This is a genomic window from Luteimonas gilva, from assembly GCF_005239095.1.
In the GTDB taxonomy this organism is placed as follows: Bacteria; Pseudomonadota; Gammaproteobacteria; order Xanthomonadales; family Xanthomonadaceae; genus Luteimonas_C; species Luteimonas_C gilva.
Window position 1 is genome coordinate 1,021,214 of the sequence record NZ_SZUA01000001.1, and the last position, 23,650, is coordinate 1,044,863.

General features: G+C 66.7%; 23 protein-coding genes. 6 read left to right on the plus strand and 17 right to left on the minus strand.

All coding sequences use genetic code 11. From position 1 onward, the window contains the following. Positions 1-91 precede the first annotated feature (91 nt). The 4 genes from FCE95_RS04730 to rimO all read right to left on the minus strand — a co-directional run bounded on the left by FCE95_RS04730 (position 92) and on the right by rimO (position 3,947). Positions 92-862 carry a molybdopterin-dependent oxidoreductase gene (locus FCE95_RS04730; RefSeq protein ID WP_137265807.1) on the minus strand — a complete coding sequence of 257 codons (771 nt, stop codon included), beginning with the start codon at positions 860-862 and terminating at the stop codon, positions 92-94. Next, positions 855-1,724 (minus strand): cytochrome b/b6 domain-containing protein, encoded by an 870-nt coding sequence (locus tag FCE95_RS04735; RefSeq protein WP_137265808.1) that lies wholly within the window; start codon positions 1,722-1,724, stop codon positions 855-857. The genes FCE95_RS04730 and FCE95_RS04735 overlap by 8 nt, the downstream gene beginning before the upstream one ends. A gap of 199 nt (positions 1,725-1,923) precedes the next feature. Continuing rightward, positions 1,924-2,598 (minus strand): hypothetical protein, encoded by a 675-nt coding sequence (locus tag FCE95_RS04740; protein ID WP_137265809.1) that lies wholly within the window; start codon positions 2,596-2,598, stop codon positions 1,924-1,926. Positions 2,599-2,624: 26 nt separating this feature from the next. Further along, a complete protein-coding gene (gene rimO, locus FCE95_RS04745; protein WP_137265810.1) occupies positions 2,625-3,947 on the minus strand; it encodes a 30S ribosomal protein S12 methylthiotransferase RimO in 1,323 nt (440 codons plus the stop codon). Positions 3,948-4,048: 101 nt separating this feature from the next. Between rimO and FCE95_RS04750 the strand changes: the two genes are divergently transcribed. Beyond that, the gene (locus FCE95_RS04750; RefSeq protein ID WP_137265811.1) at positions 4,049-4,717 is read left to right on the plus strand and encodes a dienelactone hydrolase family protein; all 669 of its coding nucleotides are present in this window, start codon (positions 4,049-4,051) and stop codon (positions 4,715-4,717) included. Next, positions 4,714-5,127, plus strand: coding sequence for an HIT family protein (locus FCE95_RS04755; RefSeq protein ID WP_137265812.1), 414 nt, complete (start codon positions 4,714-4,716; stop codon positions 5,125-5,127). The genes FCE95_RS04750 and FCE95_RS04755 overlap by 4 nt, the downstream gene beginning before the upstream one ends. 110 nt (positions 5,128-5,237) lie before the next feature. Here the strand turns inward: FCE95_RS04755 and FCE95_RS04760 are convergent, their stop codons facing one another. From FCE95_RS04760 to apbC, 3 genes are all read right to left on the minus strand, one after another. Next, positions 5,238-5,747, minus strand: a complete 510-nt coding sequence (locus FCE95_RS04760) for an RDD family protein (RefSeq protein WP_137265813.1) — start codon at positions 5,745-5,747, stop codon at positions 5,238-5,240. 129 nt (positions 5,748-5,876) lie between these two features. Beyond that, positions 5,877-6,446, minus strand: a complete 570-nt coding sequence (dcd, locus tag FCE95_RS04765; protein ID WP_137265814.1) for a dCTP deaminase — start codon at positions 6,444-6,446, stop codon at positions 5,877-5,879. A 245-nt stretch (positions 6,447-6,691) separates the two neighbouring features. Beyond that, complete coding sequence (apbC, locus tag FCE95_RS04770; RefSeq protein ID WP_137265815.1) at positions 6,692-7,552, minus strand: iron-sulfur cluster carrier protein ApbC; 861 nt, start codon at positions 7,550-7,552, stop codon at positions 6,692-6,694. A gap of 161 nt (positions 7,553-7,713) precedes the next feature. Between apbC and FCE95_RS04775 the strand changes: the two genes are divergently transcribed. The 3 genes from FCE95_RS04775 (at position 7,714) to rnfB (ending at position 10,880) form a co-directional block, all read left to right on the plus strand. Continuing rightward, positions 7,714-8,139 carry a DUF2147 domain-containing protein gene (locus FCE95_RS04775; RefSeq protein WP_137265816.1) on the plus strand — a complete coding sequence of 142 codons (426 nt, stop codon included), beginning with the start codon at positions 7,714-7,716 and terminating at the stop codon, positions 8,137-8,139. Between the two features lie 217 nt (positions 8,140-8,356). Further along, positions 8,357-10,450, plus strand: a complete 2,094-nt coding sequence (gene metG, locus FCE95_RS04780) for a methionine--tRNA ligase (RefSeq protein ID WP_137265817.1) — start codon at positions 8,357-8,359, stop codon at positions 10,448-10,450. 10 nt (positions 10,451-10,460) lie between these two features. Next, on the plus strand, positions 10,461-10,880 hold the full coding sequence (rnfB, locus tag FCE95_RS04785; RefSeq protein ID WP_137265818.1) for an Rnf electron transport complex subunit RnfB: 420 nt from the start codon (positions 10,461-10,463) through the stop codon (positions 10,878-10,880). Between the two features lie 110 nt (positions 10,881-10,990). Here rnfB and FCE95_RS04790 read toward each other — a convergent pair whose 3' ends face one another. The 6 genes from FCE95_RS04790 to FCE95_RS04815 form a co-directional block, all read right to left on the minus strand. Beyond that, positions 10,991-11,932, minus strand: a complete 942-nt coding sequence (locus FCE95_RS04790) for a TraB/GumN family protein (protein WP_137265819.1) — start codon at positions 11,930-11,932, stop codon at positions 10,991-10,993. A 7-nt stretch (positions 11,933-11,939) separates the two neighbouring features. Then, on the minus strand, positions 11,940-12,917 hold the full coding sequence (locus FCE95_RS04795; protein ID WP_137265820.1) for a DUF1684 domain-containing protein: 978 nt from the start codon (positions 12,915-12,917) through the stop codon (positions 11,940-11,942). 17 nt (positions 12,918-12,934) lie between these two features. Continuing rightward, positions 12,935-14,722: a DNA mismatch repair endonuclease MutL gene (gene mutL / locus FCE95_RS04800; protein WP_137265821.1), complete on the minus strand. Its 1,788-nt coding sequence runs from the start codon at positions 14,720-14,722 to the stop codon at positions 12,935-12,937. Between the two features lie 146 nt (positions 14,723-14,868). Beyond that, entirely contained in the window at positions 14,869-16,371 is a 1,503-nt protein-coding gene (locus tag FCE95_RS04805; RefSeq protein ID WP_137265822.1) for an N-acetylmuramoyl-L-alanine amidase, read from the minus strand. A gap of 78 nt (positions 16,372-16,449) precedes the next feature. Next, complete coding sequence (tsaE, locus tag FCE95_RS04810) at positions 16,450-16,932, minus strand: tRNA (adenosine(37)-N6)-threonylcarbamoyltransferase complex ATPase subunit type 1 TsaE (protein WP_137266451.1); 483 nt, start codon at positions 16,930-16,932, stop codon at positions 16,450-16,452. Positions 16,933-16,946: 14 nt separating this feature from the next. Next, positions 16,947-18,419, minus strand: coding sequence for an NAD(P)H-hydrate dehydratase (locus FCE95_RS04815; protein WP_137265823.1), 1,473 nt, complete (start codon positions 18,417-18,419; stop codon positions 16,947-16,949). 23 nt (positions 18,420-18,442) lie between these two features. On the opposite strand from FCE95_RS04815, the gene queG reads away from it, so the two are divergent. Continuing rightward, entirely contained in the window at positions 18,443-19,537 is a 1,095-nt protein-coding gene (gene queG / locus FCE95_RS04820) for a tRNA epoxyqueuosine(34) reductase QueG (protein ID WP_137265824.1), read from the plus strand. Positions 19,538-19,605: 68 nt separating this feature from the next. On the opposite strand, the gene pgi is transcribed toward queG, so the two are convergent. From pgi to panB, 4 genes are all read right to left on the minus strand, one after another. After that, complete coding sequence (gene pgi, locus FCE95_RS04825) at positions 19,606-21,114, minus strand: glucose-6-phosphate isomerase (protein ID WP_137265825.1); 1,509 nt, start codon at positions 21,112-21,114, stop codon at positions 19,606-19,608. A gap of 3 nt (positions 21,115-21,117) precedes the next feature. Then, the gene (gene panD / locus FCE95_RS04830; RefSeq protein WP_137265826.1) at positions 21,118-21,498 is read right to left on the minus strand and encodes an aspartate 1-decarboxylase; all 381 of its coding nucleotides are present in this window, start codon (positions 21,496-21,498) and stop codon (positions 21,118-21,120) included. Between the two features lie 351 nt (positions 21,499-21,849). Beyond that, a complete protein-coding gene (gene panC / locus FCE95_RS04835; protein WP_137265827.1) occupies positions 21,850-22,698 on the minus strand; it encodes a pantoate--beta-alanine ligase in 849 nt (282 codons plus the stop codon). Between the two features lie 86 nt (positions 22,699-22,784). Next, complete coding sequence (panB, locus tag FCE95_RS04840) at positions 22,785-23,597, minus strand: 3-methyl-2-oxobutanoate hydroxymethyltransferase (RefSeq protein ID WP_137265828.1); 813 nt, start codon at positions 23,595-23,597, stop codon at positions 22,785-22,787. Positions 23,598-23,650 lie beyond the last annotated feature (53 nt).

A 23,650-nucleotide genomic window follows, 5' to 3' on the forward strand; every position in this document is an offset into this window, starting at 1 on the left:
ACGCCGCTCTGGCGGGAAGGGCTTCAGCCCCGACAGGCCTTCGCGACGCGTGTCGGGGCTGAAGCCCCTCCCACAAGAGCAGGCATGAATGTCAGATCCCACCGTACCAATCGTAATCCCGGTCTTCCCAGAACCCGCCCTTGCCGCCTTGCAGGTGCGCGTAGCTGTCGACCACTTCGATCATGCGCAGGTATTTGGGCTGCTTGTAGCCGAGCTTGCGTTCGATCCGCATCCGCAGCGGCGCGCCGTTGGCGATCGGCACGGGTGAACCGTTCAGCGAGTGCGCCACGAGCGTTTGCGGGTGATAGGCGTCGAGCAGATCGATGCTTTCGTAGTAACGGCTGCCGTCCTTGCCGTAGTCGTCGAAGCAGTGAAAAACCACGTAGCGCGCGCCGGGTTTGACGCCGGCCTTGTCGAGCAGCGCGCCGAGCGGCACGCCGGCCCACTGCCCGATCACGCTCCAGCCTTCGACGCAATCGTGGCGGGTGATCTGGGTGCGCGCCGGCATCGCGCGGATCGCGTCCAGCGAGAAATCCAACGGCTTGTCCACCAGGCCGCGCAGTTGCAATCGGTAACCGACGAAGCCGTCGGCTTTCAAGGCCAGGTATTCGGGCGTCTGCGGATCGGTCGAACCGTTCGGGCGGAATACCGGCGAAATCATCGACGCCGGGAATTCGCGCGCAAGCCGGTCGCCGGTCAGCAAGCGCTGGACGCGACGGTTCAGCGGTTCGGCCAGCTCCAACGCATCGACGAAGCCGGGCTTGCGCGACAAGGCGTCGCAGCCTGAAAGCAGGCCCACGCCCGTACCCGCGAGCGCCGCGCGCAGCAGGCGCCGCCGCGAGGGACGTTCGAGATCAGTCATGGCCGCCCTCCTTCGCCGCCGGATAACGCACCCGGAAGCGGCCGGTGATCATCGAACGCATCTCGTTGAGCGGACCGGCATAGACGACCATCAGCACGTGCACGATCGCGAACAGCACGAACAGCGACATCGCGACGAAATGGATCGTGCGCGCCGCCTGTCGGCCGCCGATCAGATCGACGAAACCGCCGAGCAGCGTATCCATCTGCGGCGACATCGACAGGCCGGTCAGGATCGCGACCGGCGCGACCACGAAAATCACCGCCAGATAAGCCAGTTTCTGCAACGGGTTGTAGCGCAGCGCTTCGTCGCCGTGCGGGTGGCGGAAGCGCAGGTGATCGGCGATCGAACGCGGGATGCCGCGCCAATCGCGCTTCTCCATGGCCAGATCGCGGCGCAGATGGCGGCTGGCCAGCGACCAGGCGAGGTAGCAAACGCCGTTGATCACCCACAACCAGGCGAAGAAGAAATGCCAACGCCGGCCCAGCGCTAGGTTGCGCGAGCCCGGGATCGTACTCCAGTCCGGAAAGCCTTTCGCCGTGACCTTGCCCTGCGGGTTTTCCGACACGCCGAGCACGCCGGTGGTCTCGAACCGCGCCGGACCGATCTGCGTGACGCCGTACAACTCTCCGGTCGAACCGCGTTTCATCGCCTGGGCCGCGAATACCGGTGTGGCGAAATGCGAAGCCTCGCCCCAGTACAGGGCCGGATGCGCGTTGAAGATCTGCAGGCCGCTGCCGACCAAAGCCAGCATGCAGGCCAGATTGATCCAGTGCATCCAGCGCAGCGGCCAGCGATGGCGCAGCACGGTGCGCCAGGCGGCGTTTTCGACGGATGGCAGCGGTATGGGCTCGGACGACATCGCGGCGCCTCCAGGGTCTCAGCTTACCTTTACGGACGTTCGTGCCGTATGGAGGCAGGTGGAGGCGGAAAAGTTGCGCCGGACGCGGTTCATTGTCCGCCGCGAACCGTAGAGTCGAGCCTGCTCGACTGTTTTTGCCTCTGATTTCCGTTCCGGCCGATGGAAAGCAGTCGAGCAGGCCCGACTCTACGAAAGCAGGCTAATCGCGGTCCTCGGCGTCCGGCACGACTTCCGCGTCGATCAAGCTGTCCGGGTCCGTCGACCCTTCCATCCAGACCGGCAGCGATTTGCGCGCGGTGCGCTCGGGCTTGGCATAGACCAAGGCCGCGTCGCTCTTCGGGTCGGTGTTCGGCTCGCCGCGCTCCACGATGTGGGTGCCGTCGAGCAGGTTCCAGCTGATCTTGACCGTGCCGTGGCTGTTGGTGCGGCTGTAGCGTTCCGCATCGATGCCGATCAAGCGCATCTTCTTCTGCTTGGCGTCGTAACGATAACGGCGCGTGGACTGCGTGGCCGTGGTGCCGCCGGTCAGGTCTTCGACGATCAGCACGCCTTTGCGGACCGACAACGACGCGGGGCCCAAGGGAAACGGGTCCAGACTCAACTCGCCGGCCGGATCATGGCCCATGTCGAACTCGTTGCGGTAGGCGACGCCCACCATCAATCCACGTTGTTCTTCGCCGGCCTTTTCGCTGCGCCAGACGAAGGCGGTGTCGGTTTCGCCGTCGCCGTTGAAATCGCCGTCGACGCGCGTTTCCATCTTCGCCCCGTCCGGCATCAGGCCTTGCATTTCCTCGGCCGACATCACCGGCACGCGCTGCGCGAACGCCGGCAGCGCGACGGCCGCCAACGCGATCGAAACCAAGCATTGCCTCATAACGCCCCCTGCTGCGGTAGGAGGGATCAGACGGCCTCGCCGTACAGGTCGTGCTCGTCGCTCCCCATGATCTCCACAGACGCGAAATCGCCCGGCTTCAGGCCAGCCTCGCGGCCGTTCTGGATCTGGACCAGGCCGTCGATCTCGGGCGCGTCGGCCATCGAGCGCGCGATCGCCAGGTCGCCGTCGATGGCGTCCACCAGGCAGCGCTGCATCGTGCCGATCTTGGCTTCCAACTTGGCGGCGGAAATGTCCGCCTGCCGTTCCATGAAGCGCGCCAGCCGCTCCTGCTTGACTTCGTCCGGCACCGGATCGGGCAGATCGTTGGCCTTGGCGCCTTCCACCGGCGAATAAGCGAACGCGCCGACGCGGTCCAGCTGCGCTTCGTCCAGGAAGTCGAGCAGCTCTTCGAACTCGGCTTCGGTTTCGCCCGGGAAGCCGACGATGAAGGTGCTCCGGATGGCGATCTCAGGACAGACCCTGCGCCAACGCTGGATGCGCTCCAAGGTTTTGTCGACCGCACCCGGCCGCTTCATCAGCTTCAGTACGCGCGGACTGGCGTGCTGGAACGGGATGTCCAGATACGGCAACAGCTTGCCGTCGGCCATCAGCGGGATGATGTCGTCGACGTGCGGATAGGGGTACACATAATGCAGGCGCGTCCAAACGCCGAGCTCGGACAAGCCTTCGCACAGCGCCTTCATCCGCGTCTGGTACGGCTTGCCGCGCCATTCCCGTTCGGCGTATTTCACGTCCACGCCGTAAGCGGAAGTGTCCTGCGAGATCACCAGCAGTTCCTGCACGCCGCCGCGCACCAGCTTTTCGGCTTCGCGCAGCACATCGTCGACCGGGCGCGACACCAAATCGCCGCGCATCGACGGGATGATGCAGAAGCTGCAGCGGTGGTTGCAGCCTTCGGAAATCTTCAGATAGGCGTAATGCTTGGGCGTGAGCTTGATGCCTGCATCGGGCACCAAATCCAAGAACGGATCGTGCTTGGGCGGCAGCGCCTTGTGCACCGCCTCCATGACCGTGCCGTAATCCTGTGGACCGCTGATCGACAGCACGTCCGGATGCGCCTCGCGGATCTGCTCGGGACGCTTGCCCAGGCAGCCGGTGACGATGACCTTGCCGTTTTCCGCCAGCGCCTCGCCGATGGCCTCCAAGGATTCGGCCACCGCCGAATCGATGAAGCCGCAGGTGTTGACCACGACCACGTCGGCCGCGTCGTAGCTCTGCACGATGTCGTAGCCCTCGACCCGCAGCTGGGTGAGGATGCGCTCGGAATCGACCAGCGCTTTGGGGCAGCCGAGGCTGACGAAACCGACCTTGGGGTTGGCGAGTGACATTGGCTATCCGGGAAAGAAGCGCTGGCCGCTGCGGGCCGCGTAAACGCCGCGATTATACCCGCCGGGCTAGAATCGCCCCCCTTTCCGCAAGGATCGCCGCCATGGGCCACGGCATCGTCCTCGACACCGCGCACGGCGATATCGGCGCCTGGCGCGCGGATCCGCAGGGCGCGGCGCGCGGCGCGCTGGTGGTGATCCAGGAGATCTTCGGCGTCAACGCCCACATGCGCAGCGTCGTCGACCGCTTCGCCGCCGCAGGCTACGTCGCGCTGGCGCCGGCGTTCTTCGACCCGATCGAAGCCGGCGTGGAACTGGACTACGGCCAGGAAGGCTTCGCCAAGGGCCGCGAGCTGGTCAACGCGCTCGGCCTGGACCGCGCGGTGGACATCGTCGCCGCGGCCGCGCAATCGCTGAAGCGCGAAGGCCGCCCGGTCAGCGCCGTCGGCTATTGCTGGGGCGGCACCGTCGCCTATCTCGCCAATACCCGGCTCGGCCTGCCCGCGGTGAGTTACTACGGCGCGCGCACCGCCGCCTTGCTCGACGAAACGTTGCGCGCGCCGATGATGTTCCATTTCGGCGAGAAGGACGGCGCCATTCCGGCCGAAGACATCGCCAAGCACCGCGAAAAGCAGCCGGATGCGGCGGTTTACGTCTATGCCGGCGCCGGGCATGCCTTCAACCGCGACGTCGACACCCACGCCTACCACGCCGAAAGCGCCGCGTTGGCGCAGGAACGCACTCTCGCTTTCTTCGCCGAGCATCTGTCGTGAAAAACCTTTGGCAACTGCATCCGCAACTGGCGGAGGACACCCACCCGCTGGCGACGTTCGGGCTGTGCGAGCTGCGGCTGATGGACGACGCCAACTATCCCTGGCTGGTGCTGGTGCCGCGCATAGTCGACGCGGTCGAACTGATCGATCTGGACGCCGCGCAACGGCATGCGCTGACCGACGAGATCGACCGCGCCGGCCGGCTCCTGCGCGCGGCGTTCCGGCCGGACAAGCTCAACGTCGCCGCGTTGGGCAATCTGGTGCCGCAGCTGCACGTGCATGTGGTCGCGCGCTACCGCGACGACCCGGCTTGGCCGCGGCCCGTTTGGGGCATGGCGGCGGCGCGGCCTTATGCCGAAGAGGCGCTGATCGAGCGCATCCAGCGATTGCGCGCAGCGTTGGCGGGCTGAGACGGCTCGCTGCTGAGTCGGCCCGGATTCCGTTGGCGCCGGATGACGAAGCGCAGAAACGACCGCGGGGCCGAATCGGCCCCGCGGAATGAACGGCGAAAGGTGAAGGCTTACTTCGCCTGCACGACCCGGGTGCCCGCGATCAGATCGTGGCCGCAGCGGCGATCGGCGCGGAAGATCAGCAGCACGTTGACGATAGAAATGATCGGGCCGATGAACGGGATGTTGCTGGCGACACCGACCGGCAGATAGCGCAAACCGATCAGCTTGCCGATCGGCGGCTTGTTGCCGGCCAGGTCGACGATCTTGATGCCGGTGATGCGCTTGCCCCAAGTCTGGCCGGTCGCGTTGAGCGGCACGCCCTGCACCACCAGGAACACGATGAAGCCGATCGCGGCCCACATCAGCGTCGTGCCCAAGCCCACTTGCTGACCCGCGGCCGCGGCCGCCGTGGCCGCTTGCCAGTAGCCGCCGAAATACATGATCGGCAGCAAGATCACCAACATGATGACGCCGTCGATGATGGCCGCGCCCAAGCGCACCCCACGGCCGGCCAATTCTTCGCCCGCCGTCTCTACGATCGCCGCATTCGGACTGCGGTACGGATTCTGCTCTTCCATCGTCGTTTCCCCTCCCGGGAGTTTCGGTGTGGATGATCAGGTCCGCGGCGGCTTTCCCCTACCGGCCGCGCCCCTGGCCGGAGTCTGGCACAGTTCCGCTAAGCTCGAAACCGCACCGGGACGAACGCCTCAAGTGCGCGGCAAGGTGACCCCGGTCTGCCCCTGGTATTTGCCGCCGCGATCCTTGTACGAGGTCTCGCAGACTTCGTCGGATTGGAAGAACAGCATCTGCGCCACGCCTTCGTTGGCGTAGATGCGGGCTGGCAGCGGCGTGGTGTTGCTGAATTCCAGGGTCACGTGGCCTTCCCATTCCGGCTCGAGCGGCGTCACATTGACGATGATGCCGCAGCGGGCGTAGGTGCTCTTGCCCAGGCACACCACCAGCACGTCGCGCGGAATGCGGAAGTATTCGACCGTGCGCGCCAGCGCGAACGAATTCGGCGGGATGATGCACACGTCCGATTCGATGTCGACGAAGCTGCCGCTGTCGAAGTGCTTGGGATCGACGATGGTCGAGTTGATGTTGGTGAACACCTTGAACTCGCGCGAGCAGCGCACGTCGTAGCCGTAGCTGGACGTGCCGTAGCTGACGATGCGGTGGCCGTCGGCGGCGTGCTTGACCTGGCCGGGCTCGAACGGCTCGATCATGCTCTGCTGTTCCACCATCCGCCGTATCCAGCGGTCGCTCTTGATGCTCATGCGGGGTTCCTGAAGGCCGGGCGGCCGTGGGCGGGTCATTGTATCGCGGCGCTTCACGTCGGCCGACGGGTTTTCATGCCCCCTCTCCCGCTTGCGGGAGAGGGCTGGGGTGAGGGCGCGCGGCATGATCGATAGCGTCGAACAAAACTGGAGTCGGGATCTAGGGCATCGGATGGCGATTGTTCGTCGCGACCTTCGCGTCTGCGCGCCCTCACCCAACCCTCTCCCGCAAGCGGGAGAGGGCTTTAAAGCAGCGACGCCGAAATCGGCATCGGCGCCCGCGGCCTGGCTTCCAATACTTCGGCCAACCGCCGCGCGGTTTGCCGGTAGGCCTGGGCCGCCGCCGAATCCGGCGCCGCGACCACGATCGGGGTCCCGGCGTCGCCCTGTTCGCGGATCGCGATTTCCAGCGGCAACGAACCCAGCAGCGGCACGCCGTACTGCGCGGCCATCTTCTCGCCGCCGCCGGAACCGAAGATGTGCTCGGCATGGCCGCAGTTCGAACACACATGCACGGCCATGTTCTCGATCAGGCCCAACACCGGCACCTGCACCTTCTCGAACATCTTCAGCGCCTTCTTGGCGTCGAGGGTGGCGATGTCCTGGGGCGTGGTCACGATCACCGCGCCGGCCACCGGAATCTTCTGCGACAAGGTCAACTGGATGTCGCCGGTGCCCGGCGGCAGATCGACGATCAGATAGTCCAGATCGCCCCACAAGGTCTCGCCGAACAACTGCGTCAGGGCCGAAGTCGCCATCGGTCCGCGCCAGATCATCGGCGTGTCCTGGTCGACCAGCAGGCCGATCGACATCGCTTCGACGCCATGGGCGCGCATCGGCTCGATCGACTTGCCGTCCGGGCTGTCGGGCCGCCCGGACAGGCCGAGCATGGCCGGGACGCTGGGGCCGTAGATGTCGGCATCCAGGATGCCGACGCGGGCGCCCTCCAACTGTAAGGCCAGGGCCAGATTGACCGCGGTGGTCGACTTGCCGACCCCGCCTTTGCCGGAGGCCACGGCGATCACGTTGCGGATGCGGGGCGAAGGGGACACGTTGGGCTGCACCGCATGCGCATGGATGCGGGGTTTCGATGGATTTTGCTGCATGCGCACAGTTTACGCTCCGGGCCCGGGCCGCGTCCGGGGTGGCTTCGACGCAAGCTGAATCCCCGCAACGGGCTTGCTTCCATACGCCGGCGGATCGGGTATAAATCGACGCATCCGGAAGGCATCCGCCGCCCGGCAACGGAATTCCTGGAGGGGAAACCATGCGTATCCGACTGTTCGCTCTGGCTCTGGCGCTGCTGCCCGTGGCCGCCTTCGCGCAAAACTCGCCCGTGGGCCGCTGGAAAACCATCGACGACGAGACTGGCAAGGTGAAGTCGATCGTGGAGGTCACCGAGGTCAACGGCACGCTGCAGGGCAAGGTCGTCGAGATCCTGCACTCCGACCGCGGCCCGAATCCGGTCTGCGACAAGTGCGAGGGCGCCAACAAGAACAAGCCGGTGAAAGGCATGACCATCCTCTGGGGCCTGAAGAAGGACGGCAACCAGTGGAGCGGCGGCACCGTGCTCGATCCGGCCAAGGGCAAGACCTACAAGTCCAAGGTCAAGCTGATCGACGGCGGCAAGAAGCTCGGCATGTCCGGCTGCATCGCCTTCATCTGCCGCGAGCAGGTGTGGGTGCGCGAATAACCGTTTAAAGCCCCTCTCCCGCCGGGAGAGGGGTTGGGTGAGGGTTCGGCATAACGACGAAGCCGAACGCTCGGAGCAAAATCACTCTCGCAAGTTCGAGCATCATCCCTTCGCCGAACCCTCATCCGCCCTTCGGGCACCTTCTCCCAGCGGGAGAAGGGAAAAAGCAGACCTCGCACGCATGCGATAATCGCGGCCCGTTTCCCGCGACCCCGCCATGCCCCGCAATATCGCCGTCTCCTGCGCCTTGCCCTATGCCAACGGGCAGCTCCATCTCGGCCACCTCGTCGGCTACATCCAAGGCGACATCTGGACGCGCGCACGGCGAATGGCGGGCGACACGGTCCGCTTCGTCTGCGCGGACGACACCCACGGCACCCCGATCATGCTGGCCGCGGAGAAGGCCGGCTCCACGCCGGAAGCCTTCATCGCCGGCATCCAAGCCGACCACGAACGCGACTTCGCGGCCTTCGGCGTGGATTTCGACCATTACGGCTCGACCCATTCCTCGCACAACCGCGCGCTGACCGAAGCGATCTACGCCAAGCTCGACAACAGCGGCCACATCGCCCGGCGTTCGGTGGCGCAGTTCTACGATCCGGCCAAGGGCATGTTCTTGCCCGACCGCTACATCAAGGGCATCTGCCCGAACTGCGGCACGCCCGACCAATACGGCGACAACTGCGAGAATTGCGGCGCGACCTACGCGCCGACCGATTTGAAGGAGCCGCGATCGGTGCTGAGCGGCGCCACGCCCGAGCTGCGCGAGTCGGAGCATTTCTTCTTCGAAGTCGGCCATTTCGACGCGTTCCTGCGCGAATGGCTGGCCGGCGACGTCGCCGTGCCCGGCGTCAAAGCCAAGCTGCAGGAATGGCTGGACGGCGAAGGCGGCCTGCGCGCTTGGGACATTTCGCGCGACGCGCCCTACTTCGGATTCCAGATCCCGGGCCATCCGGGCAAATACCTCTACGTTTGGCTGGATGCGCCGATCGGCTACCTGGCCGCGCTGCAGGAATTGGGCGAGCGCGAAGGCTTCAGCCTGTTCGACTATCTCGCCCACGACAGCACGGCCGAGCTGCACCATTTCATCGGCAAGGACATCGTCAATTTCCACGGCCTGTTCTGGCCGGCGGTGCTGCACGGCGCGGGCATGCGCGCGCCGACGCGCTTGCACGTGAACGGCTATCTGACGGTGGACGGCGCCAAGATGTCGAAATCGCGCGGCACCTTCGTGATGGCGCGGACTTATATCGACGCCGGCTTGAATCCGGAAGCGTTGCGCTACTACTTCGCGGCGAAATCCTCCGGCGGCGTCGACGACCTCGACCTCAACCTGTCCGATTTCATCGCCCGCGTGAACGCGGACCTGGTCGGCAAGTTCGTCAACCTGGCCAGCCGCTGCGCCGGCTTCATCGAAAAACGCTTCGACGGACGTTTGGCGGAGCGTTTGCCGGACGCGGAAACCTATGCGCGCTTCGTCGCCGCGTTGGCGCCGATCCGCGAAGCCTACGAACGCAACGACCCGGCCAGCGTGCTGCGCCAGGCGATGGCGTTGGCCGACGAAGCCAACCGCTACATCGACGAGCGCAAGCCTTGGGTGATCGCCAAGCAGGAAGGCGCCGACGCCGAACTGCAGGCGGTGTGCACGCAGGGCTTGAACCTGTTCCGTACGATCGCCGCCGCGTTGAAGCCGGTGTTGCCGCAGACCGTCGGCCAAGTGGAGGTGTTTCTGGACGCGCCGATCGACGCTTGGGGCGATCTGGACGCTCCCCTGCTCGGCCGCGACATCAAACCCTATGCCGCGCTATTCACCCGTATCGACCCGAAACAGATCGAAGCGATGACCGAAGCCAGCAAGGACACGCTCGCGCCCGCGCCTGTGGGAGAGGCTTCAGCCCCGACACAAGATCGCAGCAAAGCGCAAGAAAGCGTCGCGGCTAAAGCCGCTCCCACAAAAGGGGCCGCCGCTGACGCCGACGGCTACATCGGCATCGACGACTTCGCCAAACTCGACCTGCGCATCGGCCGAGTGATCGCCTGCGGATTCGTCGAAGGCTCGGACAAGCTGCTGCGCTTCGAGCTGGACGCGGGCGAATTGGGCAAGCGCCAGATCTTCTCCGGCATTCGCGGCAGCTACGCCGAGCCGGAAAAGCTGGTCGGCCGCAAGGTCGTGTTCATCGCCAACCTGGCGCCGCGCAAAATGCGCTTCGGCGTGAGCGAAGGCATGATCCTGTCGGCCGGGTTCGACGGCGGCGGTTTGTCGTTGCTGGACGTCGACGACGGCGCCGAGCCGGGCATGCCGGTGAAGTGACTGCGGAGCGATGCTCCCCGCTTCCGACCTCGTCGAACGCCTCGACCGCCTCCTCCCGCAAACCCAATGCGGCCAGTGCGGTTACGACGGCTGCCGGCCGTACGCCGAAGCGATGGCCCGCGGCGGTGCGGACATCGACCGCTGCCCGCCCGGCGGCGATGCGGGCGCGCGCGTTTTGGCCAAACTGCTGGGGGTTGCGCCGAAGCCTTACGACCGCAGCCGCGGCGCGCACAAATCCGCCGAAGTCGCGGTCGTCGTCGAAGCCGACTGCATCGGCTGCACCAAATGCATCCAGGCTTGCCCGGTCGACGCCATCGTCGGCGCCTCGAAATACATGCATGCCGTGATCGAACCGCTGTGCACCGGCTGCGAGCTGTGCGTGCCGGCCTGCCCGGTCGATTGCATCGTGATGCTGCCCGTCCGCGAGTGACCCGTTTTTGTAGAGCGGCTTTAGCCGCGAGCTTTCTCTCTGAAATCGCGACAATGTCGCGATTTTAAGGAGAGAGCTCGCGGCTAAGCCGCTCCTACGAAAAACCCTGCTTATTTGCAGGCCGTGCAGATCCGCTCGACGGCGTAGCCCTTGGCGCGCAGCTTGTCGACCAAGCCGTCCTTGCCGAGCAAATGCATCGCGCCGACGACCACCAAGGTGTTGTCGGTGCCCGGCTCGGCCAGGCGCTGCTCGATCTTGGGCACCCATTGATCGTTGCGCTGGACGTTGATCATGCGGTACGACACCGGCGTCTTCTGCTGCATCTCGACCCGCAGCTTCTGGTCCAGGTTCTTGATGTCGCCGCGCTTCCACCAATCGTGCATCTCCAGCATTTCGCCCAGAGTTTCCTGCGGGTCCTGCAGCAGCTCGTCCAGGCTGGACACTTGCTCGTCCATCGGCATGGCATCGAGGGCGCCGATCTGATCGTCGACCGTCTCCAGGCCGGCGACCGTTTTCTGCGCCGCCGCGGCGCGCTGCATCAGGTTCGCGTCCAGGCCTTGATCCTGACGGAAGCCCATCGCCTGCGTCATGCCCAGGATCAAGGACAGATTCACCGCCCAAGGTTCGACTTGCTCGACCTGGGCCACGGAGCCGCCGCTCACGGCCAACAGCTTTTGCAACCGCTCCAGCGTGGCTTTCGGCAAGACTTGGCTCAGCGTGCGGCCGTCCGCATAGCCGGCCGCCTGCCTGAATTTCTCCGCGGTTTCCGGCGCGCCCAGGCTGGCGGGTTCGACTTCGAAAACCACCGTCTTGGCGTCGTCGAAGGCCGTGTCGATGTCCTTGGACAAGGGATAGTCGTCGGGCTTCAACAGATGGAACGAGCCGAGCAGATACACCGCGTTGTCCGCATCGGACACTTTCCACAGCAGCGGGATCTGCGCCTTCGCCGGCGACGCCGGCGGGGTTTTCGCGCCGCCGTCGGCGCGCGCCAGAGCGATCGATGCGATCGCGGCGCAGCACAGCGAGAGCAACAGCGGCTTGAAGGTCTTCATGCGGAGATTACCGGTGGGCGGACTTGGCGTAGGCCTTCTCGCCGGACAGCACCGCCAGATCCAGCCGGTTCTCCGGCGGCGGCAACGGGCACGTGGCGAACGGCGTGAATGCGCACGGCGGATTGTAGCTGCGGTTGAAATCCAGCACGACGCGGTTCTGCGCGTCCGGTTTCGGCGCGTACAGGAAGCGGCCGGCGCCGTAGCTGTCGTGGCCGTTGGTGCGGTCGGCGAACACCAGGAACAACTCCTCTTCGCCCTCGTCCAAGGCTTCCAGACGATAGGTCCTGCCGTCGCGCTGGAATTCGACCGCGCCGGGATTGGGCACCGCGTTGAGCGTGCCGATGATGTCGGCGATCTCGATGGTCTTGCCCGGCGGATGCGGCACGAATTTGCCTTCGATCTTCCACGAAGGATCGGCCGGCCAATACTGCAGGCCGGCGAATCCGGTGCGCGTCGGCGCGTCGGCGTGCTTGACGCGCAGCGCGTAGCGGTCGCCGCGCTTGATCACCGTCGCCAAACCTTTGCCGTCGTCGAAACCCAAGCGGCTGGGGCCGGCGCCTTCGCCGGCTTCCGCATCGCTGACCAGCGCGACCGCGCCTTTCAGCGGCTGGTCGTCCACCGTCAAAGCCACGCCGCGTTCGGGCACGAAGCGGATCTTGCCGCCCGGGCGCAGATCGAGCATGCCGAAATGGCCCGGACCCATCGCCAAGCGGATGCCGTTGTCGGCCGCGCTGCCGAAATAGTGCGGGCCGGGTTCGATCCAATGCAGGCCGATCAGGCTGGTCCAGCCGTCGGGCTTGAGCAGGTTCTCGCGGCGCTGATCGCGCCAGGCTTGCTGCGCTTGCGCGAACGCGGGATCGGCCGGCGCCGCCGGCGTTTGCGCCGCGGACAGGCCCGCGGCATCCGCATGCGGCGCCTCGTCCTGGCAAGCGAACAAGCAGGCCGTCAGCGACAGCGCGATGCAACGGATAGCGATCTTCCCCATGCCACTTTCCCCTTACGTCAACGTCCCCGCAGGAACCAGCGATCGATCTCGGCCAGCGAGAAGCGCGCCCACGTCGGCCGGCCATGGTTGCATTGGCCGGAACGTTCGGTGGCTTCCATCTCGCGCAGCAAAGCGTTCATTTCCGGAATGCTCAAGCGCCGATGCGCGCGCACGGCGCCGTGGCAGGCCATCGTCGACAGCAGTTCGTCGCGCGCCGCGGCGATGCGCCGGCTCTCGCCGTGCTCGCGCAAATCGGCCAGCACGTCGCGCAGCAGCGCTTCGGTGTCGCCGTGCGCGAGCAAGGCCGGCACGCTGCGCAAAGTCAGCGTCTGGGGGCCGCTGCGGGTGATTTCGAAGCCCAACTCGGCCAAGGTCGCGGTTTCGCGTTCGGCCACGTCGGCTTCGCGCTCGGACACGGCCACCGATTGCGGCACCAGCAGCGGCTGCGTGCTGAGTCCGGAGCCGTCGTGCGCGGCTTTGAGTTTTTCGTAGCCGATCCGCTCGTGCGCGGCGTGCATGTCGACCACGATCAGTCCGTCGGCGGTCTCGCTGAGGATGAAGATGCCGTGCAGCTGCGCGATCGCGTAGCCCAGCGGCGGCGTCTCGCCGTCGTTGGCCTGCGGCAGGGCTTGGAATTGGGCGACCGGCGCGGGCTGACCGTACAGTGCGGCGTAATCCGCGCGCGCTTCGTCCACGCGGAACGCCAACGGCGATTGTCGCTGCTGCGAAGGCCAGGCCTGCGCTGCGTAATCGGAATTGGCCGATGCGGAAGCGGCGGCCTGCGACGGCAGCGCATCCGGCGCCCCGCCGGCGCGGGTCTGCGCCAACGCATCGTGCAGGGTGCGGTAGACGAAATCGTGGATCAGGCGCGCGTCGCGGAAGCGGACTTCGTGCTTGGCCGGATGCACGTTCACGTCGACCCGGCGCGGATCCAATTCCAGGAACAGCACGTAAGCCGGCTGACGGCCGTGGAACAGCACGTCCGCGTACGCCTGCTTGACCGCGTGCGCGACGCTGCGATCGCGCACCGAACGGCCGTTGACGTACAGGTACTGCTGGTCGGCGCTGGCGCGCGAATACGCGGGCTGCGCGATCCAGCCATGCAAGGCCAAGCCGGCCGCGGCGTGTTCGATCCGCAGCGCGTGCTTGGAGAATTCGTCGCCCAAAGTTTCGGCGATGCGTTCGGCGGTTTCCGCGCCGGCGTCGCCGCGGTAACGGCGCGAAGCCTTGCCGTTGTGGGATAGGCGCAATTCCACGTCCGGCCGCGCCAACGCCAGCGTGCGCAGCCATTCTTCGATGTGGCCCAGTTCGGTGCGTTCGGCGCGCAGGAATTTGCGCCGCGCCGGCACGTTGTAGAACAGGTCGCGCACTTCGACCGTGGTGCCTTGCGGATGCGCTTTCGGCGCGACGTCGCCCAGCCGGCCGCCGTCCACCGGCAAAGTGGCGCCGCGCTCGTCGCCGTTGCGGCGCGAAGTCAGCGCGAAGCGGCTGACCGAAGCGATCGACGGCAAGGCCTCGCCGCGGAAACCGAGCGTGGTCACGCCTTCCAAGTCGTCGAGCGAAGCGATTTTGCTGGTCGCGTGCCGCGCCACCGCCAGCGGCAATTCTTCCGGCGCGATGCCGCCGCCGTCGTCGCGGATCCGGATCAGGCGCACGCCGCCTTCTTCCAGATCGATATCGATGCGGGTGGCGCCGGCGTCGAGCGCGTTCTCCACCAATTCCTTGACCACCGACGCCGGCCGCTCCACCACCTCGCCTGCGGCGATCTGATTGACGAGAGTGTCGGGAAGCGGGCGAATCGGCACTGAGGGCGGCTCCTCGCCGTTCGCGGCGAGGTTGACGAGGAACAGCCGTGATCATAGCCGGTAGCCTGGAGGGCCGCTTCCCGTTTTTTGCGATCCGTTTCGCAGGCCGCGGCGTTCGCAGGCCCTTGGAAAGCCTTCTCGAGACTTTACGGGCTGCCGCCGCCGACGGCAGCGCCGCCGGACGAAGCGGCGGCCGCGCGCGCGGCGTACAACGTGCCCGGCGGCGGCTGCCGGGTGAAGTAGGCGTTGATGCCGTCCAGCACCGCTCCGGCCACCTTGCGCTGATAGCCCGGGTCGGTGAGCCGGCGCTCTTCTTCCGGATTGGAGATGTAGGCCGTTTCGACCAGCATCGCCGGCATGTCGGACGTGCGCAGCACGGCGAAGTTGGCGCGCTCGACGCGGCGCGCGCTGCCTACCCGGCCGAGGCTGTCGAGCACGTGTCCGGCCGCGTCTTCGGAAGCCTTCATATGCCCGCTCTGGGTCAAATCGAGCAGCACCGAAGCGAGCATGTTGTTGTTGCTCACGCGCACGCCGCCGATCAGATCGGAGGCGTTTTCCTTGTCGGCGAGCCAGCGCGCGCGTTGCGAGGAAGCGCCCTTCAGCGACAGCACGTACACCGACGCCCCGGCCGCACTGCGGTTTTCGGCGGCGTCGGCGTGGATCGAAACGAAGATGTCGGCCTTGTTCGAGCGCGCCAGCTGCGCGCGCCGGTTCAAGGGAATGAAGACGTCGCTGTCGCGCGTCATGTAGGCCTTCAAACCGGGCGTGGCGTTGATCTGGCGCGCGAGTTCGCGCCCGATCGCCAAGGTCACGTCCTTTTCGCGCTTGCCGTTCATGCCGATCGCGCCCGGATCCTGGCCGCCGTGGCCGGGATCGATCGCGACGATCAGCGGACGCATGCCGCGGCCGCGCATCACCTGCTGCAAAGTCTTCACCGGCGGCTGATCCGCAGCCGGCGCCTGCGGCGCGGTCATCGCATCCAACGGCGACGCGCCCGGCGCAGGCGCCGGCACACCGGTAGCGATGCGGGTCGGCACGCCGGTCGCGACCGTGGTTTTGACTTGTTCGGCCGGCGGCGGCGCGGGAGGCGCCGGTTGCGACGCAGGCAAATCCGCGATCAGACGCGCAGTGGCCGCCGCCGAAGCGACGGCGGGATCGACTTCGGGTTTGGCGGGGACCGCGTCAGCCGGGGGTGCAGTCGGAGCATCGTCCGCGCCGGAATTCGCGACCGCCGCAGGTTCGCTCGCGTCGCCGGGCCATTCCAACACCAGCCGCGCGCCCTTGCCCGCCGCTTCCAGACGCGGCTTCAAGACCACGACCGGCGCGGCCAGGTCGAATACGATGCGCGTGGTGCCGGGCTGCGGATGGCCGGTGCGCACGGCTTTGACGATGCCGACCGCCGCCGGCAGGCGGAAGCCGCGGGCGAGATCCGAGTCGGCGACGTCCAGGACCAACCGGTCCGGGTTGGCCAGCGAGATCACCTTGTACTCGGCCTGGCCGGCGAGCTCGAGCTCGGCACGGGTGCCGGTGGCGCCGGTATCCAGCTGTAAGCCTTTGATTTCGCTGGCTTGGGCCAAGTTCCAGCACAACGCCGCCAGCAAGGCTGCGCCGAGTAGGACTTGCTGGAGTGTGATTCCCCTGACCCTCATGGCCGCGATTCAAGCACCAAGACCGCCGGAATGCAATAGGATTTCCCTTACAAATCCGGCACCTGGGTTACCTTCCTGTCAGCTTGCGGCAACTATCAACCGCAACTGGGCCATAAACGCGAGACCCTCGAGCCAGCGGCCGCCCATCTCGGTCTCCGGAGTCAGAGAGACGTTGCGGCCGGTACCGGCGATGTCCAGATCGACCCGCAAATCGGCTTTCGGCAGCCCGCCTGCGCCCCGTTCCGGCCATTCGATCAGCCAAAGGCCGATGCCGGCGCCGTCCAGGCCCAGGAATTCGAGCTCGCCCGCATCGGCGATGCGGTACAGGTCTAGATGCAGGGCTTCGCGGCCGTCGGCCAGCGGATAGCGTTCGACCAGGGTGTAGGTCGGACTGCGGATCGCGCCTTCCACGCCGAGGCCGCGCAGCAACGCCCGCGCCAGCGTGGATTTGCCGGCGCCGAGATCGCCGTGCAGATGCACGACGGCGTCGCCGGGCTGCGTCGCCGCCAAGGCGCGGCCCAGCATTTCGGTCGCATCGGCATCGGCCAGGAACAGTTGCATCGCGTCGCGCTCGCTCAAGGATTGGCCAGCTTACGCAAGTGCGCGAACAGATCGGAAGCCAGCAAGCCGCGTTGGCCGTCGCGCGCGGCTTCGTCGCCGGCGGCGGCATGCAGCAATGCGCCGCAGACGGCGGCATCGAAAGCGGACAGGCCTTGCGCGAGCAGCGCGGCGATCGCACCGGTCAGCACATCGCCCATCCCGCCCGAAGCCATACCCGGATTGCCCGCGCCGACGACGTGCGTCGTCTTCCCTGGCGCGGCGACGATGCTGCCCGCGCCCTTGAGCACGACGCTGCAATCGTATTTTTTCGCCAAGGCTTCGGCAGCCGCGAAACGATCTTGTTGCACCGCTTGCGTCGTAGCGCCGAGCAAACGCGCGGCCTCGCCCGGATGCGGCGTGAGTACCGCCTGCGGCAATGCGCGCGGCGCTGACGCGAGCAGATTCAAGGCGTCCGCATCGATGACGCACGGCTTCGCGTCGCCGATCGCCGCTGCATACAAGCCTGCGCCCCACTCGCCCGTGCCGAGGCCGGGACCGAGCGCGACGACGCTCGCGCGGTCCAATAACGCTGCAAGCGCTTGCGCGGATGCGATTCCATGCGCCATCGCTTCGGGCCTGCGCGCACGCAGCGCGTCGGCGTTCGCCGCGCGCGTCGCCACGCTGACCAAGCCGGCGCCGCAGCGCAAAGCGCCTTCCGCGCACAACGCGATCGCACCGCCCATGCCCTCGTCGCCGCCAATGCACAATACGTGCCCGTGGCGACCCTTGTGACTGTCGCGCGGGCGCGGCGGCAGCCAATGCCGCAAATCCTCGCGCGATACCAAGCGCGCTTTCGGTTCGGCGTCGGCGAAGGCACGCGCATCGACGTCGAGATCGTCGAGGTCGATTTCGCCCCCGACGTCCAGCGCGGCGCCGGTATACAAGCCGGCATGCGCGGCGATGAACTGCAGCGTGCGCGTCGCGACGACGGTCGCGCCCGGCGCGCTGCCGCGGTCGGCATCGACGCCGCTCGGCGCGTCCAACGCCAACACAGGCGCGCCACGATGGGCGATCGCCGCGATCAAAGCCGCGGCATCCGGATCCGGTTCCCGCGACAAACCGATGCCGAACATCGCATCGACGATCAGATCGCATGCGGGCAAAGCGCGCGCGAACACCGCCGCTTGCCCGCCGGCACCCGCGTATTCGTCGCTGGCGCGCCGGCATAGCGCGCTGTGAGGCGCGTGCGCGTCCAGATGCAGCACGCGCACGTCGCGACCGGACAGCAGCGCGTGCCGGGCCAGCACATAGCCGTCGCCGCCGTTGTTGCCCGGCCCGCAAACCACCAGGATCCGCTGCGCCTGCGGCCAATGTTCCAGCAAATAGCGCCAAGCGGCCTCCCCGGCGCGGCGCATCAGGCCGAAGCCGTCGCCGCCTTGCGCGGCGATCGCCTGCGCCTCCGCTTGGCGCAAAGCGTCGATACCGTAGAGCGCGAGGCCGTAGTTCATGCCCGGATTCTATACTTGGCGCCGTGGAAACCGCGCCCGCCCGACCCGATTACATCCTGCTCGCGCAGCGCATCAAGCGGCTGTCGCGCGAACTCGGCTTCCAGCGCTGCGGCATCAGCGACATCGACCTCGGCGCCGACGAAGCCTATCTGCGCGAGTGGCTGGCCAACGGCCTGTACGGCTCGATGGATTGGATGGCCCGGCACGGCGACAAGCGTTCGCGCCCGGACGAACTGATCCCCGGCACCCTGCGCGTGGTATCGGTGGGCCTGGACTACGGCCGCGGCGACGACGAAGCGGCATGGCGCAACCTGGCCGAAGGCGAACGCGCTTACGTCGCCCGCTACGCGCTGGGACGCGACTACCACAAGCTGATGCGCAACCGGCTGCAAGCGCTGGCGGACCGCATCGCGGAAGAAGTCGGACCTTTCGGGCATCGCGTGTTCGTCGATTCGGCGCCGGTGCTGGAGCGCGCGCTGGCGCGCAACGCGGGCCTGGGCTGGATCGGCAAGAACACCTGCCTGATCGACAAGGACGGCGGCTCCTGGTTCTTCCTCGGCGAGATCTACGTCGACCTGCCCTTGCCCGTCGACGAAGCGGCGAGCGCGCACTGCGGCACCTGCGTGCGCTGCATCGACGTGTGCCCGACGCAGGCGATCGTCGCGCCGCATCGGCTGGACGCGCGGCGCTGCATCGCTTATCTCACCATCGAGCACGAAGGCTCGATTCCGGAAGAACTGCGCGCTCCGATCGGCAACCGCATCTTCGGCTGCGACGACTGCCAGCTGGTCTGTCCCTGGAACAAATTCGCCCAGCGCACCGACGAGCCGGATTTCCGCGCCCGCAACGATCTGGACAAGGCGACGCTGGCGCAGCTGTTCGCCTGGGACGAAGACGAATTCCTGCGCCGCACCGAAGGCTCGGCGATCCGCCGCAGCGGCCACGAACGCTGGTTGCGCAATATCGCGGTGGCGCTGGGCAATGCGCCGACTACGCCGGAAACCGTGGCGGCGCTGCGTTCGCGCAGCGAGCATCCTTCGCCGGTCGTGCGCGAGCACGTCGCCTGGGCATTGGCCAGGCATGGCGCGGTCGGAGATTATTTTTTAGACACGGATTAAGTCCGATGGACACGGATGAAGCGATCCCAATGGAAAGCCTTATCCGATCTATCGGATCTTATCCGCGTCTAAACGCTTTTGATCTGCCCCAACAGTTCCCGGGTGACCGGATCGTCCGCCTCGGCCTCGCCCTTCAAGGCCGGCAGCAAGCGATTGGCGACCTGCTTGCCCAATTCGACGCCGAACTGGTCGAAGGCGTTGATGCCCCACAGCACCGACTGCACGTACACGCTGTGCTCGTACATCGCGATCAGCATGCCCAGCGAATGCGGCGTCAGCGCGTCCAGCAGGATCAGGGTACTCGGCCGGTTGCCTGCGTAGGCGCGATGGGGGTCGTCGTTGCGCGAGCCGTTGGCCAGCGCTTCGGTTTGCGCCAGCAGATTGGCGAGCAAAGCTTGGCGGTTGTCCGCGTACGGATCGTCGCCGTGGACGACGCCCACGAAATCGGCCGGCACGATCTGGGTGCCCTGGTGCAGGGCCTGGAAGAAGCTGTGCTGGGTGTCGGTGCCGGCGCCGCCCCACCACACCGGCACGGTTGGGTCGCTCAATGGTGCGCCGTCCAGGCGCGCGCTCTTGCCCAGGCTTTCCATCACCAACTGCTGCAGATAGTTCGGCAGCAATTTCAGGCGTTCGTCGTAAGGCAGCACCGCTTGCGTGGCGGCGCCGAGCGCATTGCGGTTCCAAACTGCGGTGAGCGCGTGCCAGACCGCGATGTTCTGTTTGGAAGGCGAGGACAGCGCATGCGCGTCCATCGCCGCGGCGCCGCCCAGAAGCGCTTCGAACGCATCCATGCCGATCGCCAATGCGATCGGGAAGCCGACCGCCGACCACAGCGAATAGCGGCCGCCGACCCAATCCCACATCGGTAGGATCCGTTCCGGCGCGATGCCGAACTCGCCCGCGCGCTGGACGTTGGCGCTGACCGCGTAGACGCGTTCGTCGTTGCCGAGCCAATCGCGCAGGATCCGGCCGTTGAGCAGCGTTTCCTGGGTGCCGAAGGTCTTCGAGATCAGGATCGCCGCAGTGCGCGCCGGATCCAGCCCGGCCAGCGCGCGCTGCGCGGCGCTGCCGTCGACGTTGGACAGGAAATGGACGCGGAAGCGGCCCGGCGCCGGACCGGACAGGGCGTCGACCACGAGGCGCGGGCCGAGATCCGAACCGCCGATGCCGACGCTGACGATGTCGGTGACTTCGGAAGCTTCCAGGCTGGCGATCAGTCCGCGCATGCGCGTACGCACGGCCGCCGCTTGCGCGTAGGCGTCGTGCGCGACGGCGCTGTCCGCCAAGTCGCCGCGCAAGGCGGTATGCAGCGCGGCGCGGCCTTCGGTCGGATTGACCGCCTCGCCGGCGAACAATCGCTTCAGTGCGGATTCGACGCCGGCCGCGTCCGCCAACGCGAACAGCGCGTCCAAAGCTTCGCGGTCGTAGCGCTGGCGGGCGAAGTTGGCGTACAGGGGCCCGGTGCGCAGCGCGAAGTCGCGCGCGCGCGCCGGATCCTCGGCGATCAATTGCGGCAGCGGCTTGGCCTGCACGCGCGCGGCATGCGCGCGGAGACGGTCGAAATCGCCGCCGACCACGCCTCAGGCCGCCTGCGCGGGGATGGAGGTGTTGGTATGCGTCAGCCGGTTGTCGCGGTCGACGTAGACCAGGGTCGGCTTGAACTTGGCCGCTTCGGCTTCGTCGCAAGCGCCGTACGCGCAGATGATGACCAGATCGCCGGGACGCGCCTTGTGCGCGGCGGCGCCGTTCACCGAGATCATGCCGCTGCCTTCCTCGCCGCGGATGGCGTAGGTGGCGAAGCGCTCGCCGTTGTTGATGTTGTAGATCTCCACGCGCTCGTATTCGCGGATGCCGGCGATGTCGAGCAAGCGGCCGTCGATGGCGCAGGAGCCTTCGTAATGCAGCTCGGCGTGGGTGACGGTGGCGCGGTGGATCTTGGCTTTCAGCAGGGTCAGTTGCATGGCGTCTGGGCCGTGGTCGGCCGGGCGGTCAGCCCGATGCGCGGAGTATAGGGGCGAATTTCCGCACTGCAACATAGCATTTGCCCCGGATTCAGCCCAGGCCAGCGCGGTCCCTCTTGCCTCTCCCTTTACGGGAGAGGGACCGGCGCGAAGCGCCAGGGAGGGTTCTGCTTTTCGGGCAACTACAAAGCGCTTCGCTCGCGCCCTCTCCTGCCCCCCGGCATCCGCTACGCGCCCCGGCCTCGCTTGTGCGAGGCGTTCAGAGGCATGCGAAGCAATGCTTCGCATGCATGCGTCTTCAACCCACAGGGGAGAGGAAAGGGCAAACTTTCGCGCGCGCTACCGGAACGGCTAGATTTCGAATTCCAAATTATCGATCAACCTTGTTCGGCCTAACTTGGCCGCAATCAACGCTACGAGCGGACCCGCCGATTCGTCTTTCGGCGCACCGAGCTCAAGCGTCCGCACGACGGCGTAGTCCACCGCGAACCCCGCATCGCGCAACTGGGACGCAGCCTCCTGCTCGACGGCATCGCGCGAACGTCCGCTGCGCAGGCCCTCCCGCATCGCCAGCAGCGTGCGATGGATCGTCGCCGCCACCGGCCGTTCTTCCGCCGACAAATACTGGTTGCGCGAACTCATCGCCAAGCCGTCGGCTTCGCGCAACGTCGGCGCGGCGATCAACTCGATCGGAAACGCCAGATCGCGGACCATGTAGCGGACCACCGCCAATTGCTGGTAGTCCTTGCGGCCGAACACCGCGACGTCCGGTTGCGCCTGGTTGAACAGCCGCGCGACCACGGTCGCGACGCCGTCGAAATGGCCTGGGCGATGCGCGCCTTCCAAAGTGTCGGTCACGCCGGGAACATGCATCGACACCGCGTTCGCGGCGCCGAACGGATACATCGTTTCCACCGACGGCAGCCACAGTGCGTCGCAACCGCTGGCTTCCAGTCCAGCGGCGTCGGCCTCCGGCGTGCGCGGATAGCGCGAAAAGTCCTCGCTGGGGCCGAACTGGGTCGGATTGACGAACACGCTGGCGACGACGCGGTCGGCGTGTTCGCGGGCGAGCTTCACCAGCGAATGGTGGCCGGCGTGCAGATTGCCCATGGTCGGCACGAAACCGACGCGCAGGCCGGCGCGCTTCCATTCGCCGATCCGCGCGCGCAATTCATCGAGCCGGCTGAGTGTGGCGATCATGGACTTGCGGCCTTTGTGGGAGGGGCTTCAGCCCCGACAGGAATCCGGCTAAGCATGTCGGGGCTGAAGCCCCTCCCACAAGAGCCTCAAGCGTAGGAATGCTCGGCATCGGGAAAACTGCCGTCGCGCACCGCGGCGACATAAGCGCGGACGGCGCCGTCGATGGAACCGCCCTGCGCCAGGAAATCCTTGACGAAGCGCGGGCGCCGGTGGCCGCTGTCCAGGCCCAGGAAATCGTGCAGCACCAGCACTTGGCCGTCGCAGCCGGGGCCGGCGCCGATGCCGATGGTGGGGACGGGAATTTCCCGCGTGATCGTTTCGGCCAGCGCCGAAGGCACGCATTCGAAGACGAGCAATTGCGCGCCGGCGTCGGCGATGGCGGCGGCGTCCGCCCGCAATTTCTTGGCCGCGGCTTCTTCCCTACCCTGCACTTTGTAACCACCGAAGCGCAGCACCGATTGCGGGGTCAAGCCGAGATGTCCGCAGACCGGAATCTCGCGTTCGACCAGGAAGCGGATCGTCTCCAATTTATGCCCCGCGCCTTCCAACTTGACCATTTGCGCGCCGGCTTGCAGCAGGCGCGTGGACGCTTCGAGCGCACGCTCGGGCGTCGCGTCGGACTGGAACGGCAGATCTGCGACCAGCAGCGCCCGCTTTAGCCCGCGCGCGACGCTGGCGGTGTGATAAGCGATGTCGTCGACCGTCACCGGCAAAGTCGAGTTGTGGCCTTGCGCGACCATGCCCAGCGAATCGCCGACCAGGATCAAATCCGCGCCCGCGGCGTCGAACACGCGCGCGAAGCCGGCGTCGTAGGCGGTGAGCATCGCCAGCTTGTGCCCGGCGCGCTTGGCCGCGGCCAGATCCGGGATGGTCCAGGGTTTGTCGTCGTGGATGGCCATGTCGGCGAATGCGGTGGGGATGCGCGAAGCATAGCGCCTTGGCCCCGCTAGCG

What these genes read in the sequence shown, in the direction of transcription:
- FCE95_RS04730 (WP_137265807.1), bottom strand. Translation starts at nt 862, where the DNA reads ATGACTGATCTCGAACGTCCCTCGCGGCGGCGCCTGCTGCGCGCGGCG.
- FCE95_RS04735 (WP_137265808.1), bottom strand. Translation starts at nt 1,724, where the DNA reads ATGTCGTCCGAGCCCATACCGCTGCCATCCGTCGAAAACGCCGCCTGG.
- FCE95_RS04740 (WP_137265809.1), bottom strand. Translation starts at nt 2,598, where the DNA reads ATGAGGCAATGCTTGGTTTCGATCGCGTTGGCGGCCGTCGCGCTGCCG.
- rimO (WP_137265810.1), bottom strand. Translation starts at nt 3,947, where the DNA reads ATGTCACTCGCCAACCCCAAGGTCGGTTTCGTCAGCCTCGGCTGCCCC.
- FCE95_RS04750 (WP_137265811.1), top strand. Translation starts at nt 4,049, where the DNA reads ATGGGCCACGGCATCGTCCTCGACACCGCGCACGGCGATATCGGCGCC.
- FCE95_RS04760 (WP_137265813.1), bottom strand. Translation starts at nt 5,747, where the DNA reads ATGGAAGAGCAGAATCCGTACCGCAGTCCGAATGCGGCGATCGTAGAG.
- dcd (WP_137265814.1), bottom strand. Translation starts at nt 6,446, where the DNA reads ATGAGCATCAAGAGCGACCGCTGGATACGGCGGATGGTGGAACAGCAG.
- apbC (WP_137265815.1), bottom strand. Translation starts at nt 7,552, where the DNA reads ATGCAGCAAAATCCATCGAAACCCCGCATCCATGCGCATGCGGTGCAG.
- FCE95_RS04775 (WP_137265816.1), top strand. Translation starts at nt 7,714, where the DNA reads ATGCGTATCCGACTGTTCGCTCTGGCTCTGGCGCTGCTGCCCGTGGCC.
- metG (WP_137265817.1), top strand. Translation starts at nt 8,357, where the DNA reads ATGCCCCGCAATATCGCCGTCTCCTGCGCCTTGCCCTATGCCAACGGG.
- rnfB (WP_137265818.1), top strand. Translation starts at nt 10,461, where the DNA reads ATGCTCCCCGCTTCCGACCTCGTCGAACGCCTCGACCGCCTCCTCCCG.
- FCE95_RS04790 (WP_137265819.1), bottom strand. Translation starts at nt 11,932, where the DNA reads ATGAAGACCTTCAAGCCGCTGTTGCTCTCGCTGTGCTGCGCCGCGATC.
- FCE95_RS04795 (WP_137265820.1), bottom strand. Translation starts at nt 12,917, where the DNA reads ATGGGGAAGATCGCTATCCGTTGCATCGCGCTGTCGCTGACGGCCTGC.
- FCE95_RS04805 (WP_137265822.1), bottom strand. Translation starts at nt 16,371, where the DNA reads ATGAGGGTCAGGGGAATCACACTCCAGCAAGTCCTACTCGGCGCAGCC.
- tsaE (WP_137266451.1), bottom strand. Translation starts at nt 16,932, where the DNA reads ATGCAACTGTTCCTGGCCGATGCCGATGCGACCGAAATGCTGGGCCGC.
- FCE95_RS04815 (WP_137265823.1), bottom strand. Translation starts at nt 18,419, where the DNA reads ATGAACTACGGCCTCGCGCTCTACGGTATCGACGCTTTGCGCCAAGCG.
- panD (WP_137265826.1), bottom strand. Translation starts at nt 21,498, where the DNA reads ATGCAACTGACCCTGCTGAAAGCCAAGATCCACCGCGCCACCGTCACC.
- panC (WP_137265827.1), bottom strand. Translation starts at nt 22,698, where the DNA reads ATGATCGCCACACTCAGCCGGCTCGATGAATTGCGCGCGCGGATCGGC.
- panB (WP_137265828.1), bottom strand. Translation starts at nt 23,597, where the DNA reads ATGGCCATCCACGACGACAAACCCTGGACCATCCCGGATCTGGCCGCG.